The sequence below is a fragment of the Micromonospora sp. WMMD714 genome (assembly GCF_029581315.1).
Lineage (GTDB): Bacteria > Actinomycetota > Actinomycetes > Mycobacteriales > Micromonosporaceae > Micromonospora > Micromonospora rifamycinica.
On the sequence record NZ_CP120744.1, the window covers coordinates 2006642 to 2024257 of the forward strand.

At 72.7% G+C, this 17616-nt stretch carries 14 protein-coding genes; 10 read left to right on the top strand and 4 right to left on the bottom strand.

Annotation, left to right across the window (positions count from 1 at the left end):
* Positions 1–10 precede the first annotated feature (10 nt).
* Positions 11–2074 carry a SpoIIE family protein phosphatase gene (locus O7625_RS09050; RefSeq protein WP_067310112.1) on the bottom strand — a complete coding sequence of 688 codons (2064 nt, stop codon included), beginning with the start codon at positions 2072–2074 and terminating at the stop codon, positions 11–13.
* A 363-nt stretch (positions 2075–2437) separates the two neighbouring features.
* Here O7625_RS09050 and O7625_RS09055 point away from each other — a divergent pair, with 363 nt between their 5' ends.
* Positions 2438–6805: a HAMP domain-containing protein gene (locus tag O7625_RS09055; protein ID WP_282345405.1), complete on the top strand. Its 4368-nt coding sequence runs from the start codon at positions 2438–2440 to the stop codon at positions 6803–6805.
* Positions 6802–7359 (top strand): response regulator, encoded by a 558-nt coding sequence (locus tag O7625_RS09060; protein ID WP_067314896.1) that lies wholly within the window; start codon positions 6802–6804, stop codon positions 7357–7359. Before O7625_RS09055 ends, O7625_RS09060 begins: the two co-directional genes overlap by 4 nt.
* A 103-nt stretch (positions 7360–7462) precedes the next feature.
* Here O7625_RS09060 and O7625_RS09065 read toward each other — a convergent pair whose 3' ends face one another.
* A complete protein-coding gene (locus O7625_RS09065; protein WP_282345406.1) occupies positions 7463–7999 on the bottom strand; it encodes a MarR family transcriptional regulator in 537 nt (178 codons plus the stop codon).
* A 95-nt stretch (positions 8000–8094) separates the two neighbouring features.
* On the opposite strand from O7625_RS09065, the gene O7625_RS09070 reads away from it, so the two are divergent.
* Both O7625_RS09070 and O7625_RS09075 read left to right on the top strand, forming a co-directional pair.
* Positions 8095–9087, top strand: a complete 993-nt coding sequence (locus tag O7625_RS09070) for an ABC transporter ATP-binding protein (protein ID WP_282345407.1) — start codon at positions 8095–8097, stop codon at positions 9085–9087.
* Positions 9084–10676: an ABC transporter permease gene (locus O7625_RS09075; protein ID WP_282345408.1), complete on the top strand. Its 1593-nt coding sequence runs from the start codon at positions 9084–9086 to the stop codon at positions 10674–10676. Before O7625_RS09070 ends, O7625_RS09075 begins: the two co-directional genes overlap by 4 nt.
* 62 nt (positions 10677–10738) lie before the next feature.
* Here the strand turns inward: O7625_RS09075 and O7625_RS09080 are convergent, their stop codons facing one another.
* A complete protein-coding gene (locus O7625_RS09080) occupies positions 10739–11071 on the bottom strand; it encodes an STAS domain-containing protein (protein WP_282345409.1) in 333 nt (110 codons plus the stop codon).
* Positions 11072–11239: 168 nt separating this feature from the next.
* Between O7625_RS09080 and hemL the strand changes: the two genes are divergently transcribed.
* The 6 genes from hemL (at position 11240) to ccsB (ending at position 17359) form a co-directional block, all read left to right on the top strand.
* Entirely contained in the window at positions 11240–12577 is a 1338-nt protein-coding gene (hemL, locus tag O7625_RS09085) for a glutamate-1-semialdehyde 2,1-aminomutase (RefSeq protein WP_067314884.1), read from the top strand.
* Between the two features lie 65 nt (positions 12578–12642).
* On the top strand, positions 12643–13290 hold the full coding sequence (locus O7625_RS09090) for a histidine phosphatase family protein (protein ID WP_067312243.1): 648 nt from the start codon (positions 12643–12645) through the stop codon (positions 13288–13290).
* Position 13291: 1 nt separating this feature from the next.
* Positions 13292–13867 carry a TlpA disulfide reductase family protein gene (locus tag O7625_RS09095; RefSeq protein WP_282345410.1) on the top strand — a complete coding sequence of 192 codons (576 nt, stop codon included), beginning with the start codon at positions 13292–13294 and terminating at the stop codon, positions 13865–13867.
* Positions 13867–14745, top strand: a complete 879-nt coding sequence (locus tag O7625_RS09100) for a cytochrome c biogenesis protein CcdA (protein WP_282345411.1) — start codon at positions 13867–13869, stop codon at positions 14743–14745. The genes O7625_RS09095 and O7625_RS09100 overlap by 1 nt, the downstream gene beginning before the upstream one ends.
* Positions 14745–16364, top strand: a complete 1620-nt coding sequence (locus O7625_RS09105) for a cytochrome c biogenesis protein ResB (protein ID WP_282345412.1) — start codon at positions 14745–14747, stop codon at positions 16362–16364. The genes O7625_RS09100 and O7625_RS09105 overlap by 1 nt, the downstream gene beginning before the upstream one ends.
* Positions 16364–17359 carry a c-type cytochrome biogenesis protein CcsB gene (ccsB, locus tag O7625_RS09110; protein ID WP_282345413.1) on the top strand — a complete coding sequence of 332 codons (996 nt, stop codon included), beginning with the start codon at positions 16364–16366 and terminating at the stop codon, positions 17357–17359. Before O7625_RS09105 ends, ccsB begins: the two co-directional genes overlap by 1 nt.
* Here ccsB and O7625_RS09115 read toward each other — a convergent pair.
* The gene (locus O7625_RS09115) at positions 17325–17546 is read right to left on the bottom strand and encodes a hypothetical protein (protein ID WP_282345414.1); all 222 of its coding nucleotides are present in this window, start codon (positions 17544–17546) and stop codon (positions 17325–17327) included. The genes ccsB and O7625_RS09115 overlap by 35 nt on opposite strands.
* Between the last annotated feature and the right edge of the window lie 70 nt (positions 17547–17616).

Consider the following 17616-nt stretch of genomic DNA (forward strand, 5'->3'; position numbering starts at 1 on the left):
GGACGCGTACTCAGAAGGTGTCGTTGCGGAGCACCAGGATGGCGATGTCGTCGCGGGGCGACTCGACCGAGAAGTTGATCGCGGTGGACCGCAACCGGGCCGCGATCACGTCGGCGGAGTAGCCGGCCAGGGGCGCGGCGGCCTCCCGGAGCCGTTCGGTGCCGAAGAGTTCCCGGCCGCGTCGCCGCTCGGTCACCCCGTCGGTATAGAAGATCAACGCGTCGCCCGGAGCGAGGGGGACCTCCACCGAGGGCGAGGTGATCGAGTCGAGCAGACCGAGTGCGGTGCCCCCGGTGCCGACGAAGGTCGCCCCACCGGCACCGTGCAGCAGGACCGGCCGGTCGTGCCCGGCCAGGTGCAGCGAGACGTCGAGCCGGTCGCCGTCGCCCGGCCCGACCGCCGCCAGCGCGAGCGTGCAGTACCGCCCGCCACCCCGTTCGACCAGCGTGTCGTTGAGCCGGGACAACGCCTCGGGCAGCGGCTTGCCGTCCCCGACCAGCACCCGGATCACGTCCCGGACCAGCCCGGTCACCGCGGCCGCCTGCACGCCCTTGCCGGACACGTCGCCGATCACCACCAGCCAGCGTCCGTCCGGCAACGGCACCACGTCGTAGAAGTCACCGCCGACCTCGGCCTCGTCGCCGGTCGGGACGTACTCGGCGGCGAAGCCGACACCCTCGACGACCGGGAGCACGGGCGGCAGCAGCGACTGCTGGAGGGTCTGCGCCACCCGCCGCCGTTCCGCGTGGATCCGGGCGTTCTCGATGGCGAGACCGGCCCGCCGGGCCACGTCCTCCAGCACCGCGACCTCGTCCGGGTCGTGCCGGTGCCGCTGGTGCCGCCCCACGGCCAGGGTGCCGAGGCGCTGGCTGCGGGCGACCAGCGGCACGGCGAAGCCCTCCATCGGCCCGCCGAGCGGCACCTGCGACCCGGTGCGCGAGGCCTCTCGCAGCCGGGCCTGGACCGAGTCCGGCCCGGACTCCTGGAGGACCTTGTGCAGCTGGGGCAGGACCGACTCGTCGGCGTGACTGGACGCGGCCAGCCGGAGCCGGCCCCACTCGTCGGTGGTGTGCACCGCGCACCACTGGCCCAGCCGGGGCACCACGAGCTGCGGGATCAGCGCCATCGTCAGGTCGACGTCGAGTGACTGGGCGAGCAGTTCGCTCGCCTCGGCGAGGAAGGTCAGCCAGGCCGAGCGGCGGACGTCCGCCCGGCGCAGCCGGTCGTTCTCCAGGTGCAGCGAGAGTCGTTCGGCTGCGAGCACGGCCAGCGGCCGGGCGTACGCCGACGGTGCCGCGTCCAGCTCCAGCTCCCCGGCGTACGGCCGGTGCACCGCCAGCGGCACCCGGAGCAGCTCGTTGCCGGGGCGCGGCTGACGGCCGTACCGGGCCAGCACCTGCGGCCCCTCCCCCTCGCCCCGGTCCAGCCGGATCACCCCGCCGGCCGCGCCCACCATCTCGGCGACCCGGGTGAGCAGGTCGGTGGCGAAGTCGGTCAGCGGCTCGTCGGCGTACGGGTCGGGTCGGGTCTGGGTCAGCTCGCTCATCGCGGCGGCGCTCGGCGCGGTGGTGACCGGGTCGTTGTCGGCCCGGCCGGACGGCGGGTGCGGGGCGGGTGGCCCGTCGCCGTGGTCGCCGTGGCGGTCCAGCCGGAACCACACCCCCTTGCCGGTGGGCAGGTAGGTGGTGCCCCAGCGGCTGGCGAAGTGGTCGACCAGCAGCAACCCGCGCCCCCGTGCGGAGACCTCACCGATCTCGTCGGTGTCGTTGCGGATGCCGACCACCAGTTCGTCCACCGGCCCGGCGGCGAAGTCGGAGACCGTGACGGTCAGGCCGATCCGGTCGGCGACGACCTCGATGTCCAATTCGGTGCGGGCGTGCTCGACGGCGTTGGTGGACAGCTCGGTGGTGAGCAGCAGCGCCTCGTTGAGCAGCTCGTCGAGGTCGGCCTCGGCGAGCACCGAGCGGACGACCGCGCGGGCGGCGGCCGGGGTACGCCGGTCGGCGGGCAGCCGGACGCGCCGGACGTGCTCGTCCCGTCCCGCGTCTGTCCCGGCCCCCGGCTCCGCTGACACCCCCGTATCCTCTACCGCCGTCGGCCGGGTGCCAAGCCGCACCACGCACCGTCACACCTGCCGTACCCGTCGGCGGGCCGACGACACACCCTGGTCACGCGGGAGACGGGGTGCCGGCGAGGTGGCCCGGCCCGGTGGGCCGGGGTAGCCGCCGGGGCGGCAGTGCCGGCGAGGTGGGGTGCCGCCGGGGCGGCAGTGCCGGCGAGGCCGGGTGCCGCCGGTGCCGGCGGGTCTGGCGGTGGGGCCGGGGATCCGCCGGGTCCTCGTCGGGCACGTCGCAGCCACGGCCCCGGTGGCGGCGCGGGCACAATGAGGGGAGGCTGGCGTGTCGGCACGCCGGGTGACCTCCGAGTTGAGCGAGGAATGATGACCGCGAAACAGTCGGTGACAGCGGACGTGTCCGCTTCCGAGCATGACGCGCTCCTCGGCGAGCTGTCGGAGGCACTACGGCGGGTCGGTCGGGGCGACTTCAAGGTGCGGCTGCCCCGGCGCGCGGGCGCGTCCGGCGAGGTGGCGGACGCCTTCAACGAGGTGGTGTCGCTCCAGGAGCGGCAGCACCTGGACCTGCGCCGGATCAGCCGGGTGGTGGGTCGGGACGGTCGGCTGACCGAGCGCCTCGACGAGGAGGGCCTGGACGGCTCCTGGGCGGAGGGGCAGCGGGCGGTCAACTCGCTCATCGACGACCTGGGCCGACCGACCACCGAAATCGCCCGGGTGATCATGGCGGTGGCGGACGGCGACCTCTCCCAGCACATGGCGCTGGAGATCGACGACCGCCCGCTGCGCGGTGAGTACCTGCGGATCGGCCGGACGGTCAACACGATGGTCGACCAGCTCTCGTCGTTCTCCAACGAGGTGACCCGGGTGGCCCGGGAGGTGGGCACCGAGGGCAAGCTGGGCGGTCAGGCGGACGTCCGGGGTGTCGCCGGCACCTGGAAGGACCTCACCGACTCGGTGAACACCATGGCGTCGAACCTGACCGGCCAGGTGCGGTCGATCTCCCAGGTGGCGACGGCGGTGGCCCGGGGCGACCTGTCGCAGAAGATCACGGTGGGGGCGCGTGGCGAGGTCGCCGAGCTGACCGACACGATGAACTCGCTCACCGACACGCTGCGGCTCTTCGCCGAGCAGGTGACCCGGGTGGCCCGGGAGGTGGGCACCGAGGGCAAGCTCGGCGGGCAGGCCCAGGTGCCGAACGTGGCGGGCACCTGGAAGGACCTCACCGACAGCGTCAACTCGATGGCGTCGAACCTGACCAGTCAGGTGCGCAACATCGCGCAGGTCTCCACGGCGGTGGCCCGGGGCGACCTGAGCCAGAAGATCACCGTGGCGGCCCAGGGCGAGATCCTGGAGCTGAAGGACACCGTGAACACGATGGTGGATCAGCTCTCGTCGTTCGCCGACGAGGTGACCCGGGTGGCGCGTGAGGTGGGCATCGAGGGCAAGCTGGGTGGGCAGGCGCAGGTGCGCGGGGTCTCCGGCACCTGGCGGGACCTGACCGAGAACGTCAACCAGCTCGCCGGTAACCTGACCAGTCAGGTCCGTAACATCTCGCAGGTCTCCACGGCGGTGGCGAAGGGTGACCTGTCGCAGAAGATCACGGTGGACGCGCAGGGCGAGATCCTGGAGCTGAAGAACACCGTGAACACGATGGTGGACCAGCTGTCGTCGTTCGCCGACGAGGTGACCCGGGTGGCGCGTGAGGTCGGCACCGAGGGCAAGCTCGGCGGTCAGGCCCAGGTCAAGGGCGTCAGTGGCACCTGGCGGGATCTCACCGACAACGTGAACTCGATGGCGTCGAACCTGACCAGTCAGGTCCGCAACATCGCCTCGGTGACCACGGCGGTGGCCAAGGGCGACCTCGGGCAGAAGATCACGGTGGACGCCAGGGGCGAGATCCTGGAGCTGAAGTCCACCGTCAACACGATGGTGGATCAGCTCTCGTCGTTCGCCGACGAGGTGACCCGGGTGGCCCGTGAGGTGGGCACCGAGGGCAAGCTGGGCGGCCAGGCCCAGGTCCGTGGCGTCGCCGGCACCTGGCGGGACCTCACCGACAACGTGAACTCGATGGCGTCCAACCTGACCAGCCAGGTCCGCAACATCGCGCAGGTCTCCACGGCGGTCGCGCGGGGTGACCTGTCGCAGAAGATCACGGTGGACGCGCAGGGCGAGATCCTGGAGCTGAAGAACACGGTCAACACGATGGTGGATCAGCTCTCGTCGTTCGCCGACGAGGTGACCCGGGTGGCCCGCGAGGTGGGCACCGAGGGCAAGCTCGGCGGTCAGGCACAGGTCAAGGGCGTCAGTGGCACCTGGCGGGACCTGACCGACAACGTGAACTCGATGGCGTCGAACCTGACCAGTCAGGTCCGCAACATCGCCTCGGTGACCACGGCGGTGGCCAAGGGCGACCTCGGGCAGAAGATCACGGTCGACGCGCAGGGCGAGATCCTGGAGCTGAAGAACACCGTGAACACGATGGTGGACCAGCTGTCGTCGTTCGCCGACGAGGTGACCCGGGTGGCGCGTGAGGTCGGCATCGAGGGCAAGCTCGGCGGTCAGGCGCAGGTGAAGGGGGTCTCCGGCACCTGGCGGGATCTCACCGAGAACGTCAACCAGCTCGCCTCGACGCTGACCACCCAGCTCCGGGCGATCTCCCAGGTCTCCACCTCGGTGACCCGGGGCGACCTGACCCAGCGGATCGCGGTCAAGGCGCAGGGCGAGGTCGCCGAGCTGAAGGACAACATCAACCAGATGATCGTCACCCTGCGGGAGACGACCAAGAAGAACGCCGAGCAGGGCTGGCTGGACTCCAACCTGGCCCGGATCGGCGGCCTGCTCCAGGGCCAGCGGGACCTGGGCGAGGTCTGCCGCATGATCATGATGGAGGTGACCCCGCTGGTCGACGCGCAGCTCGGCGCGTTCTTCCTGGCGGACACCTCCGACGGGGTGATGCGGCTGCGGCTGACCGCCTCGTACGGCTACGTCGCCCGGGGGCACGAGGTCACCTTCGGGCCGGGTGAGGGGCTGGTGGGTCAGGCCGCCCTCTCCCGCCGGACGATCCGGCTCAACGCGCTGCCCGACGGGCGGATCACCCTGCGGTCGGGGCTGGCCGAGACGCTCCCGTCCGACCTGGTGGTGCTGCCGATCCTGTTCGAGGGGGAGCTGCTCGGGGTGATCGAGTTCGCCAGCGTGGCCCGCTTCTCGGAGCTGCACCTGGCGTTCCTGGAGCGGCTGGTGCTCACCATCGGCGTCGCGGTCAACACCATCCAGGCCAACCGGCGTACGGAGGAGCTGCTGGCCCAGTCGCAGCGGCTGGCGCTGGAGTTGCAGGACCAGTCGGCGGAGTTGCAGCGCACCAACGCCGAGCTGGAGGACAAGGCCAAGCTGCTGAGCGAGCAGAAGGGCAACATCGAGACCAAGAACCGGGAGATCGAGTTGGCCCGGCTCGGCCTGGAGGAGAAGGCCCAGCAGCTCACCCGGGCGTCGGCGTACAAGTCGGAGTTCCTGGCCAACATGAGCCACGAGCTGCGTACCCCGTTGAACTCGCTGTTGCTGCTGGCCCGGCTGCTGGTGGAGAACTCGGAGCGCAACCTCACCCCGAAGCAGATCGAGTTCGCCAGGACGATCCACGGCTCCGGTTCGGACCTGCTGCGCCTGATCGACGACATCCTGGACCTGTCCAAGATCGAGGCCGGTCGGATGGACGTCGAGCCGACGGAGATCCGGTTCGCCGAGATCCGCAACTACGTGGAGCAGGCGTTCGCCCCGCAGGCGGAGGACAAGAACCTCGACTTCCAGGTACGGGTGGCCAAGGAGCTGCCCCCGGCGCTGGTGACCGACGCCCAGCGGTTGCAGCAGATCCTGCGCAACATGCTCTCCAACGCGGTGAAGTTCACCGACAACGGCGCGGTCACCCTGCGGATCGGCCCGGCGGCGGAGAACGCGGTCTTCGACGTGCCGGCGCTGACCAACGCCCGGCAGGTGATCGCCTTCACCGTGATCGACACCGGCATCGGCATCTCGGACGACAAGCTGAGCATCATCTTCGAGGCGTTCCAGCAGGCCGACGGCACCACCAGCCGGCGGTACGGCGGCACCGGGCTGGGCCTGTCGATCAGCCGGGACCTGGCGCGGCTGATCGGCGGCACGATCACCGTGACCTCCGCGCCGGGGCAGGGCTCGACGTTCACCCTGTTCGTACCGGACGTGCTGGCGCCGGACGCGGTGGTGGCCCCGCAGTCGCCGTCGCCGGAGCGGGCGGGCCTGCCGTCGTCGCTGCTGATGCCGCCGATGGAGCTGCTGGCCACGCCGGAGGCCCCGGCCACCCGGCAGTTGGACGGCGCCACCGTACTGATCGTCGACGACGACGTACGCAACGTGTTCGCGTTGACCAGCGCGTTGGAGCTGCACGGGATGACCGTGCTGTACTCGGACAACGGCGCGGACGGCGTCCGTGTGCTGGCGGAGCATCCGGAGGTGGACATCGTGCTGATGGACGCCATGATGCCCGACCAGGACGGGTACGAGACGACCCGGCAGATCCGCCGGAACCACCGCTTCGCCGACCTGCCGATCGTCTTCCTCACCGCCAAGGCGATGCCGGGTGACCGGGAGTCGGCGCTGGCGGCCGGGGGTAGCGACTACATCACCAAGCCGGTGGACCTGGACGGGCTGATCGAGCGGATGGCGTCCTGGATCAGCGGCCGCCGAGACAGGGAGAATTCGTGACGCAGACGGCCAAGGCGCTGCTGGTCGACGACCGTCGGGAGAACCTGATGGCGCTGGAGGCGATCCTCCAGGGGCTCCCGGTGCAGTCGGTGGCCGTGGAGAGCGGTGAGGCGGCGCTGAAGCAACTGCTGGTGGACGACTTCGCGGTCATCCTGCTCGACGCCCAGATGCCGGACATGGACGGCTTCGAGACGGCCAGTCACATCAAGCGCCGGGAGCGGACCCGGCACGTGCCGATCATCTTCCTCACCGCCGCCGACAAGGACGCCCAGCTGGCGCTGCGCGGTTACGCGGTGGGGGCGGTGGACTACCTGACCAAGCCGTTCGACCCGTGGGTGCTGCGGGCGAAGGTGTCGGTGTTCGTGGAGCTGTGGGTGAAGACCCGGCAGTTGGCGGCGCAGTCGGACGTGGTGCGGGAGCGCGACGCCCAGTGGCGGGTGCTCACCGACGCGGTGGACGAGGCGACCACCCTGCTGCGCGCCGAGGACGATCCGCAGGCCCGGCAGCGCGCCCTGGACGTCCTGGAACAGGCCCGCTGGGGCCACACCGCCTGACCCCGGCCGGGCGGCCCGCCGGGACACCCGCCCGTGGCCGGAACCGTCGGGACACCGTTCGCGCGGGGCGGACCGTCGTGGACACCGCCCGAGCCGGTGGCGTTCAGGCGGCGGGCGGATCGACGGGGCTGTCGGTGGCGTGGCCGTTGGCGGTGTGGTCGTTGGCGGCGCGGCGGGCCCGCCAGCGCTCGCCGAGCGAGTCAAGCTCCTCCTGGACGAAGACGAAGAAGTCCCGCATCTCGCCCACCCGTGCGCCGCCCGGGGTGGCCGTGCCGCCCAGCGCGTCGGCGCCCGCGTCGGCGATGTCGATGAAGTTCTTGTAGAGGCCGGTCTTGGTGATGGTCCCCTCGTACCAGGGGTCGTCCGGCATCCGGTAGTGGTCCCGCCGGGAGCGGGGGACCGGTTCGCGCACCAGCATGCCGAACTGGGTCAGGTGGCGGACCGCGCCGGAGACGGCCGCCGCGCTGACGCCCAGCCGCTCGCCGATCTGGGCGGCGGTCAGCGGGCCGTCGGCGCTCATCACGGTGAACAGGACCCGCCCCGCCATCCGGGGGAAGCCGACGTCGGCCCAGGCCATCGCCATCCGTTCCACGAAGAGGTGGACCTCCTCGTGTCGGCCGGGGTGGCGGTCGTCAGACATCGGCTCGGTGCTCCTCGGGTGTCGGTGGTGCAGGCGATGGTGCCGCACCGCACACACGCTTCACAACATTGTGAAACAAGCGTAGCTTCTGAATTATGGAAAACCCGATAGCGGTGACCGGCCTGGTGAAGACCTTCGGCCGCACCCGGGCCCTCGACGGGCTCGACCTGAACGTCCGGGCCGGCGAGGTGCACGGCTTCCTCGGCCCGAACGGCGCCGGCAAGTCGACCGCCATCCGGGTGCTGCTCGGGCTGCTGCGGGCGGACGCGGGGGCCGTCCGACTGCTCGACGGCGACCCGTGGCGCGACGCCGTCGCGCTGCACCGCCGCCTGGCGTACGTGCCGGGCGACGTCACCCTCTGGCCGCAGCTCTCCGGTGGTGAGGTGATCGACCTGCTCGGGCGGATGCGCGGCGGGCTCGACCCGAGACGCCGCGCCGAGCTGCTGGAATCGTTCGAGCTGGACCCCCGCAAGAAGGGGCGCACCTACTCCAAGGGCAACCGGCAGAAGGTCGGCCTGGTCGCCGCGCTCGCCTCCGACGTCGAACTGCTCCTCCTCGACGAGCCCACCTCCGGGCTGGACCCGCTGATGGAGGAGGTGTTCCAGCACTGGATCGACCGGGCCCGCCGCGACGGCCGCACGGTGCTGCTGTCCAGCCACATCCTCGCCGAGGTGGAGGCGCTCTGCGACCGGGTGACGATCATCCGCAACGGCCGTCACGTCGAGACCGGCACCCTGACCGAGCTGCGCCACCTGCACCGCACCGCGATCGACGCCGAGCTGGCCGGCCCGATCGACGGTCTGGCCACCCTGCCCGGCGTGCACGACCTGCGGGTCGACGGGGACCGGGTCCGCTTCGCCGTCGACACCGTCGCGCTGGACGCCGCGCTGCGCCGGCTCACCGAGATCGGCGTCCGCAGCCTGGTCAGCCAGCCGCCGACGCTGGAGGAGCTGTTCCTGCGCCACTACGAGACACCCGCCGCCGACCCGTCCACCGCCCCCGCCGCGTCGGGCAGCGCCGCGTCGGGCAGCGCCGCGTCGGGCAGCGCCGCTCCGGGTGGGGACCGGTCGACCGGGGTACGCCGGTGAGCGCCCTCACCGGCACCGGGCACCTGGTCCGGCTGATCCTGCGCCGGGACCGGGTCGTCCTTCCGCTCTGGGTGCTGCTGCTGGCCGTGCTGCCGGCGTCGTACGCGGCCAGCTTCGCCACCCTCTTCCCGACCGCCGCCGAGCGGGCCGCGTACGCCACCGGCACCGCCCGCAGCCCGTCGGTGGTGGCCCTGCTCGGCCCGGTCTACGGCGACAGCACCGGCGCGCTGACCGCCCAGCGCGGCGGCTTCCTCCAGGTGATCGTCGGGCTGGCCGCCCTGCTCACCGTCATCCGGCACACCCGCACCGAGGAGGAGGCCGGCCGGCGGGAACTGCTCGGCGCGACCGTCCTCGGCCGGTACGCCGGTCTCACCGCCGCGCTGCTGGCGACGTACGCGGCCAGCCTGCTGCTCGGCCTGCTCACCGCCGGCGGGTTGGCCGCCACCGGGCTGCCGGCGGCCGGTTCCCTGGCGTACGGGCTGTCGGCGGCGCTGGTGGGGGTGGTCTTCGCCACGGTGGGCGGGTTGGCCGCCCAGCTCACCGAGACCGCCGGTGGTGCCCGGGGGACCGCCGTCGGGGTGCTCGGGGTGGCGTTCGCGCTGCGGCTGGTCGGCGACACCGCCCGCGACGAGTGGCCGAGCTGGCTGTCCCCGCTGGGCTGGGCGCCGCGCATCCGCGCCTACGAGGGGGAACGCTGGTGGGTGCTGGCGCTGCCGGTCGCGCTGACCGTGCTGCTCGCCGCGGTGGCGTACCCGGTCTCGGTGCGGCGGGACATCGGTGCCGGCGTGCTGCCGTCCCGGCGTGGTCCGGGTCGGGCGGGGCGGGCGCTGTCCGGGCCGTTCGGGTTGGCCTGGCGGCTGCACCGCGGGCTGCTGCTGGGCTGGTCGGTGGGCTTCGGCCTGCTCGGGGTGACCGTCGGTGGGGCGGCCGAGGCGGCCGGTCGGTCGGTCGCCGGCAATGCCGCGCTGGAGCAGGTGATGGCCCGGTTGGGCGGGGCGTCGGGGCTGGCCGAGGCCTACCTGGGGGCGTCGTTGGGGATCGCCGGGCTGGCCGCCGCCGGCTACGGCATCCAGGCGGCGTTGCGGATGCGGTCGGAGGAGGCCGCCGGGCGGGTCGAGCCGCTGCTGGCCACCGGGGTACGCCGACCGGCCTGGCTCGCCTCGCATCTGGTGTTCGCCCTGCTGGGGCCGGTGGCGGTGCTGGCGGTGACCGGGCTGGCGGCCGGGCTGGCCTACGGGTCGAGCGTCGACGACGTCGCGGGCCAACTGCCCCGGCTGCTCGGTGCCGGCCTGGCGCAGGTGCCGGCGGCCTGGCTGCTGACCGGGCTGGCGGTGCTGCTGTACGGGCTGCTGCCCCGCCTCTCCCCGACGGCCTGGGCGGTGCTCGCGGTCTGTGTGCTGCTCGGCCAGCTCGGTGCGGTGCTGGAGCTGAGCCAGTGGCTGCTGGACCTCTCGCCGTTCACGCACACCCCACAGGTGCTGCGGGCCGGTTGGAGCGCCACCCCGTTGCTGACGATGACCGGGCTCGCCGGGCTGTTCGCGGCGACCGGGCTCGCCGCCTTCCGCCGCCGCGACGTGCCCACCACCTGACGGGACGGGTGCCGGCCGCCGAGACCCCCGGCGGCCCGGCACCCGGTCGGGCGCGGATCAGCTCAGGTGGTGGTCTCGTTGCGGATCATCAGGGCGGAGCGGAGGCCGGTGATGTCGAGGACGCGGAGCAGGAAGTCGCCCACGTTGCTCAGGATCAGCAGACACTGGGAGTGACTGGCCTTGCGACTGAGCACCACCAGGGTGCCCAGGCCCTGCGAGTCGCAGAAGGTCACCCCGGCCAGGTCGAGCACGATGCGCGGTGGAGGATCGGCGAGCACCTCGTTCACGACGGTCGACAGCTGGGCTGCGGTGAGCATGTCGATCTCACCGGCCAGGCGCAGCACCACTTCGTCGCCCGTCCGGTGTACCGTGATGGACAGTTCGGCACGATCCACCCGGCCAGCCTATCGCGATCTCGGCGTCCCGGCCCGGTGAGGCGGTCCACCGTGCGGGTGACGGCTGCCGGCCACCGGCGGCCCGCGCCCGCCCGGCGGGTGAGCCGGGTAACCCCGTCCCGGGGTGCCTGCCGATTCCCCGTCCGGCGCTGACACAATGGCCGCATCGTGACCAATACCTTTTCCGCCGGCACCGGTCGCTACCCGGCCGACGCACCGGCCTCCGAGGCCCTGTTCGACCGCGCCCTGGCCATCGTGCCCGGCGGGGTGAACTCACCCGTGCGCGCGTTCCGTGCCGTCGGCGGCACCCCGCGCTTCATGGTCCGGGGGGAGGGGCCCTGGCTGTACGACGCCGACGGGCGGCGCTACGTCGACCTGGTCTGCTCGTGGGGGCCGCTGATCCTGGGCCACGCCCACCCCGAGGTGGTCGAGGCGGTCCGGGAGGCGGCCACCCTGGGCACCAGCTTCGGCACCCCCACCCCGGGTGAGGTGGAGCTGGCCGCCGAGATCGTCGACCGGACCCCGGTGGAGCAGGTCCGGTTGGTCAACTCGGGCACCGAGGCGACCATGTCGGCGATCCGGCTGGCCCGGGGCTTCACCGGCCGCTCCAAGATCATCAAGTTCGCCGGCTGCTACCACGGCCACTCCGACGGGCTGCTCGCCGCCGCCGGCTCCGGCGTCGCCACCCTCGGCCTGCCCGACTCGCCCGGGGTCACCGGCGCGGCGGCCGGCGACACCATCGTGCTGCCGTACAACGACCTCACCGCGGTCGAGGCGGCGTTCGCCGCGCAGGGGCCGGACATCGCGGCGGTCATCACCGAGGCCGCCGCCGGCAACATGGGCGTGGTCGCCCCGCGCGACGGCTTCAACTCCCGGCTCGCCGCGCTCGCCCACACCCACGGCGCGCTGCTCATCGTCGACGAGGTGATGACCGGGTTCCGGGTCTCCCGCTCCGGCTGGCACGGCATCGACCCGTCCGACGCCGACCTGTGGACGTACGGCAAGGTGATGGGGGGCGGGCTGCCCGCGGCGGCGTTCGGCGGGCGCGCGGAGATCATGTCCCGGCTCGCCCCGGCCGGCCCGGTCTACCAGGCCGGCACCCTCTCGGGTAACCCGCTGGCCTGTGCCGCCGGCCTGGCCACCCTGCGGCTCGCCGACGACGCGCTCTACCGCCGGCTCGACGACACGGCCGCCGTCGTGGGCCGGCTGGCCGCCGACGCGCTGGCCGCCGCCGGGGTTCCGCACCGCCTGTCGTACGCGGGCAGCATGTTCTCGATCTTCTTCACCGACGCCGACGTGGTCGACTACGACAGCGCCCGCACCCAGCAGGTGCCCGCGTTCAAGGCGTTCTTCCACGCGATGCTCGCCGCCGGTGTCTACCTGCCGCCGAGCGCGTTCGAGGCGTGGTTCGTGTCGGCGGCGCTCGACGACGCCGCCCTGGAGCACATCGCCGCCGCACTGCCGGACGCGGCGACGGCAGCGGCAGCGGCAGGCCACGGGGGGTAGACGCCAGTGAGCGCGAGGAGTGAGCCGGGTTTGCGAGCCCCGCAGTCGCGAACGAGGGGGATGCAATGAGCAAGACCGTCGTCCACGTGCTGCGGCACGGCGAGGTGTACAACCCGGACCGGATCCTCTACGGCCGGCTGCCCGGCTTCCGGCTCTCCGAGCTGGGCGTGCAGATGGCCAAGGCCGCCGCCCAGGCGGTCGCCGAGCGGGAGGTCGTGCACGTGGTGGCCAGCCCGCTGGAGCGCGCCCAGCAGACCGCCGAGCCGATCGCCGCCCAGTTCGGGCTGCCGGTCGGGGTGGACGAGCGGCTGATCGAGAGCGCCAACTGGTTCGAGGGCAAGAAGGTCTCGCCCGGCGACGGTTCGTTCCGCGACCCGCGTAACTGGTGGGTGCTGCGCGACCCGGTGACCCCGAGCTGGGGCGAGGCCTACCGGGCCATCGCCGAGCGGATGTTCGCCGGGCTGCACGCCGCCCGGGTCGCGGCCGAGGGGCGCGAGGCGGTCATCGTCTCCCACCAGCTCCCGATCTGGACGCTGCGCCGCTACGTCGAGCGCAAGCGGCTCTGGCACGATCCGCGTCGCCGGGAGTGCGGGCTGGCCAGCCTCACCTCGTTCCACTTCGACGGGGCGAAGGTGGTCGGGATCGGCTACTCCGAGCCGGCCGCCCACCTGATCGCCATGTCGTCGACAGCCCGGACGGCCAAGGGGGCCTGAGATGCGTTTCCGGAGGCCGCTGGCCGTCCTGCTCGCCGCCGTCACCGCCGGGGCGGCGCTGGTCGGCTGCTCCTCCGGCACGGACGAGAGCCGGTGCGCCAACGACGGCGGCATCGTCCACTGCGCCCCCGACCAACGCTCCGCCGCCCCGACGATCGCCGGTGACCTGCTCACCGGCGGCCGGTACGACACCACCCAGGCCCGGGGCCAGGTGGTGGTGCTCAACTTCTGGGGTTCCTGGTGCGCGCCCTGCCGGGCCGAGGCCGACGACCTGGAGGCCACCTACCAGTCCACCAAGGGCTCCGGGGTGACCTTCCTCGGCATCAACGTGCAGGACAGCCGGGACAAGGCGGTCGCCTTCGAGGAGGGCCGGGTCACCTACCCGAGCCTGTTCGACCCGGCCAGCCGGCTGGCGCTGGCGCTGGACATCCCGCCGAACACCATCCCGGCCACCGTCGTGCTGGACCGGCAGGGCCGGGTCGCCACCGTGATCCGGGCCGCCGTCACCACCGACGGGCTGCGGCCGATCGTCGAGCGGATCGCCGCCGAAGAGCCGGCGTCGACCGGTTCCCGCTGATGGGCGAGACGTTCCGCGAACTCGCCCAGTCCGGCCCGCTGCTGCTGGCCATCGGTGCGGCGGCGCTCGCCGGGCTGGTCAGCTTCCTCTCCCCGTGCGTGCTGCCGCTGATGCCCGGCTACCTGTCGTACGTGACCGGCCTGGCCGGCACCGACCTGGAGGGCCGCGCCCGGGCGACCGCCCCGACCGGCGCGGACCCCGCCCCGGGCGGCGGTGACCCGGCATCCGGCGACGGCGGGTCGGCATCCGGCGGCGGGGTGGCGGTGGCGACCCGGGCGGCGGCCCGGCCGGTCGCGGCGGTCAAGGGCCGGGTGCTGGCCGGGACGCTGCTGTTCATCGCCGGCTTCACCGTCGTCTTCACCGCCACCGCGATCCTCTTCGCCGGGTTCGGCCGGATCTTCTTCGACTACGAGCGCACCTTCCAGGTCGTCATCGGCGCGCTGATCGTGCTGCTCGGGCTGAGCTACCTGGGCGTGCTCCCGGGGATGCAGCGGGAGCTGCGGATCCGGCGGCTGCCCGCCGCCGGCCTGCTCGGTGCGCCGGTGCTCGGCGCGGTGTTCGCGCTGAGCTGGATGCCGTGCACCGGCCCGACGCTGGGCGCGGTGCTCGGGATGGCCGCCACCGGCGGGCAGACCGACCGGGCCGTGGTGCTGGCGGTGGCGTACTGCCTCGGGTTGGGGTTGCCGTTCGTGGTCTTCGGGCTGGGTTTCCACCGGCTGCTCGGGGTGTTCCGCGCGGTCCGCCGCAACAGCCGCTGGGTGACCCGGATCGGCGGGGTGCTGCTGATCCTGATCGGCCTGGCGCTGGTCACCGGCGGTTGGCAGAACTTCGTGATCTGGTTGCAGACGACCGTCGGCCCCGGCGAGGTGAGCATCTGATGACGACCGTGGACGACCGGCCGGCCAGCCCACCCGCTGAGGCCCCCCGCCGGCCGAACCCGCTGCTCGCCCTGCTGCGCAACTCGTGGCGGCAGCTGACCAGCATGCGTACCGCGTTGATCCTGCTGTTCCTGCTCGCGGTCGCGGCCATCCCCGGCTCGGTGCTGCCGCAGCGCGGGGTCAACCTGGAGAACGTCAACCGGTACTTCGTCGAGCACCCGGAGCTGGCCCCGCAGCTCGACCGGATCGGCGCGTTCGAGGTGTTCGGCTCGGTCTGGTTCTCCGCCATCTACCTGCTGCTGTTCACCTCGCTGGTGGGCTGCATCCTGCCCCGGATGCGCGATCACCTGCGCGCGTTGCGGTCCCGGCCGCCGGCCGCGCCGAAGCGGATGGACCGGCTGCCGCAGCACACCGTGCTGGAGGCGCCGGGCGCCGCCGACCCGCAGGCCATCGCCGCCGTGCTGCGTCGCCGCCGGTGGCGGGTCGAGGTGCGCGGCAACGAGGTCTCCGCCGAGAAGGGCTACCTCAAGGAGACCGGCAACCTGCTGTTCCACACCTCGCTGGTGGCCGTGCTGCTCGGGGTCGCGCTCGGCTCGTGGTACGGCTGGCACGGCAACCGCCTGCTCGTCACGGGCGCGGACAACGCCTTCTGCAACACCCGCCAGCAGTACGCCGAGGCGAAGCTCGGCCCCCGCGTGGACAGCGCCGACCTGCCGTCGTTCTGCCTCACCCTGGACAGGTTCGACGCCCGGTTCCTGCCGTCCGGGCAGCCGGAGAGCTACCGCGCGACGGTGACCGTCGACCGTCCGGACGGCTCGGACCGGCGGACCGCCGACTTCTCGGTCAACTCGCCGCTGCGGCTCGGCTCGGCCAACGTCTACCTGCTGGGCCACGGCTACGCCCCGATCCTGCGGTACACCGACCGGTACGGCCGCAGCCAGACCAGCACGGTGCCGTTCCTGACCAGCGGCGACGCCAACCTCACCAGCGAGGGGGTGGCCGCCTTCCCGGACGCCAACGTCGACCCGGCGACCGGCCGGCGGGACGCCAACCAGCAGGTCGCCTTCGAGGGGCTCTACCTGCCGACCGCACCGGACACCGCGCCGTTCGCGTCGTCGCGGTTCCCCGAGGAGCGCAACCCGGCCGTGGTGCTGGCCGCCTACCGGGGCAACCTGGGGCTGGACGCCGGCATCCCCGGCTCGGTCTACCAGCTCGACCAGCGCCAGGTGACCAACGGCAAGCTCAGGCAGGTGGGCGACAAGAAGCTGGCCCCGGGCGAGACGTGGACCCTGGACGACGGCAGCAGGCTGGAGTTCCTGGGCACCAAGCGGTACGTCACCCTCTCCGTCCGGCACGACCCGGGCGAGAAGTTGATGCTGGGGGCCTGCGTGGTGCTGCTGGTCGGGCTGATGGGGTCGCTGTTCGGCCGGCGGCGGCGGGTCTGGTTCCGGGTGACGCCCCCCGACAGTGGATCTCCGACGAGCGGTAGTAGTTTGGTGGCGGCCGGTGGGCTGCCGCGCACCGAGCATCCAGGGTTCGCCGACGAGTTCGCGTCCCTCGTCGCGGCGGTACGCGACGACGGGCGGCCCGACCGGCCGGCGCGAGAGGGAGTCGAGTGATGTCCGCAGTCTCCGACCAGTTGGTGACGTTCGCGATCCTGGTGTACCTGGTCGCGATGATCAGCCACGCCGTCGAGTACGCCCTGGGCAACGTCCGTGCGGTGTCGGCCCGGGTCGCCCCGGCCCGGGAGCTGGTCGGCGCGGGCGTCGGTGGGCCGGCTGTCGACAAGGTCGACGGCCCGGCACCCGGTGACACCGCCGCGCCGCCGTCGACCCGGCCGAGCCGTTCGGCGGGACAGGCCCGGCTGGCCGGCCGGATCGCCGCCGGGCTGACCGTCCTCGCCGCCGCGCTGCACCTCGGCGCGCTGGTCACCCGGGGGATCGCGGCCGACCGGATGCCCTGGGGCAACATGTACGAGTTCGTGTTGACGGTCACCTGGATCGGGACCGCCGCCTGGCTCGTGGTGCTCGGGAAGCGGCCGTCGCTGCGCCGGCTCGGGCTGTTCCTCACCCTGGTCATGGTGCTGCTGCTGGCCTTCGCCGAGCTGAAGCTCTACGTCCCGGTGGTGCCGCTGATGCCGGCGCTCCAGTCGTACTGGTTCATCATCCACGTGTCGACGATCGTCTTCTCCTCCGGCATCTTCCTGCTGGGCGTGGTGCCGGCGGTGTCGTTCCTGCTGCGCAACGGCTACGAGCAGGGGCGGCGCAGCTTCCCGTACACGCTGGCCCGGCGGCTGCCCGGGGCGGCCGACCTGGAGCGGCTGACCTTCGCGCTGCACGCCTTCTCGTTCCCGGTCTTCACGTTCGCGGTGATCGCGGGCGCGATCTGGGCCGAAGCGGCCTGGGGTCGGGCCTGGGGCTGGGATCCGAAGGAGACCTGGGCGTTCATCTCCTGGGTGGTCTACGCCGGTTACCTGCACGCCCGCGCCACGCCCAGCGTCAAGCGCAACGTGGCGACCTGGATCGCGGTGCTCGGCTTCCTGACCGTGCTGATGAACCTGTTCGGGGTGAACTTCTTCTTCACCGGCCTGCACTCGTACGCCGGGGTGGAGTGAGCCGGCCGGTGAGCACCCGGTCGACGCCCAGGGTCACCTGGTAGGCGACCTCCGGCAGGTCGGCCAGGTCGAGGTGATCGGCGCGCAGGGCGAACTGGGCGTGCAGCTCCCGGGCCACCGCGTCGCGGATCTCCCGCAGCAGCGGGGAGAGGCCGTCCGGATCGCCCACCGTGTACGCGTCGTCCATGCGTCCATCCTCGGCCGGAGGAACCCGGTGTGTCGACCGCGCACCGTCTGCAAAACGTATAACTACACTT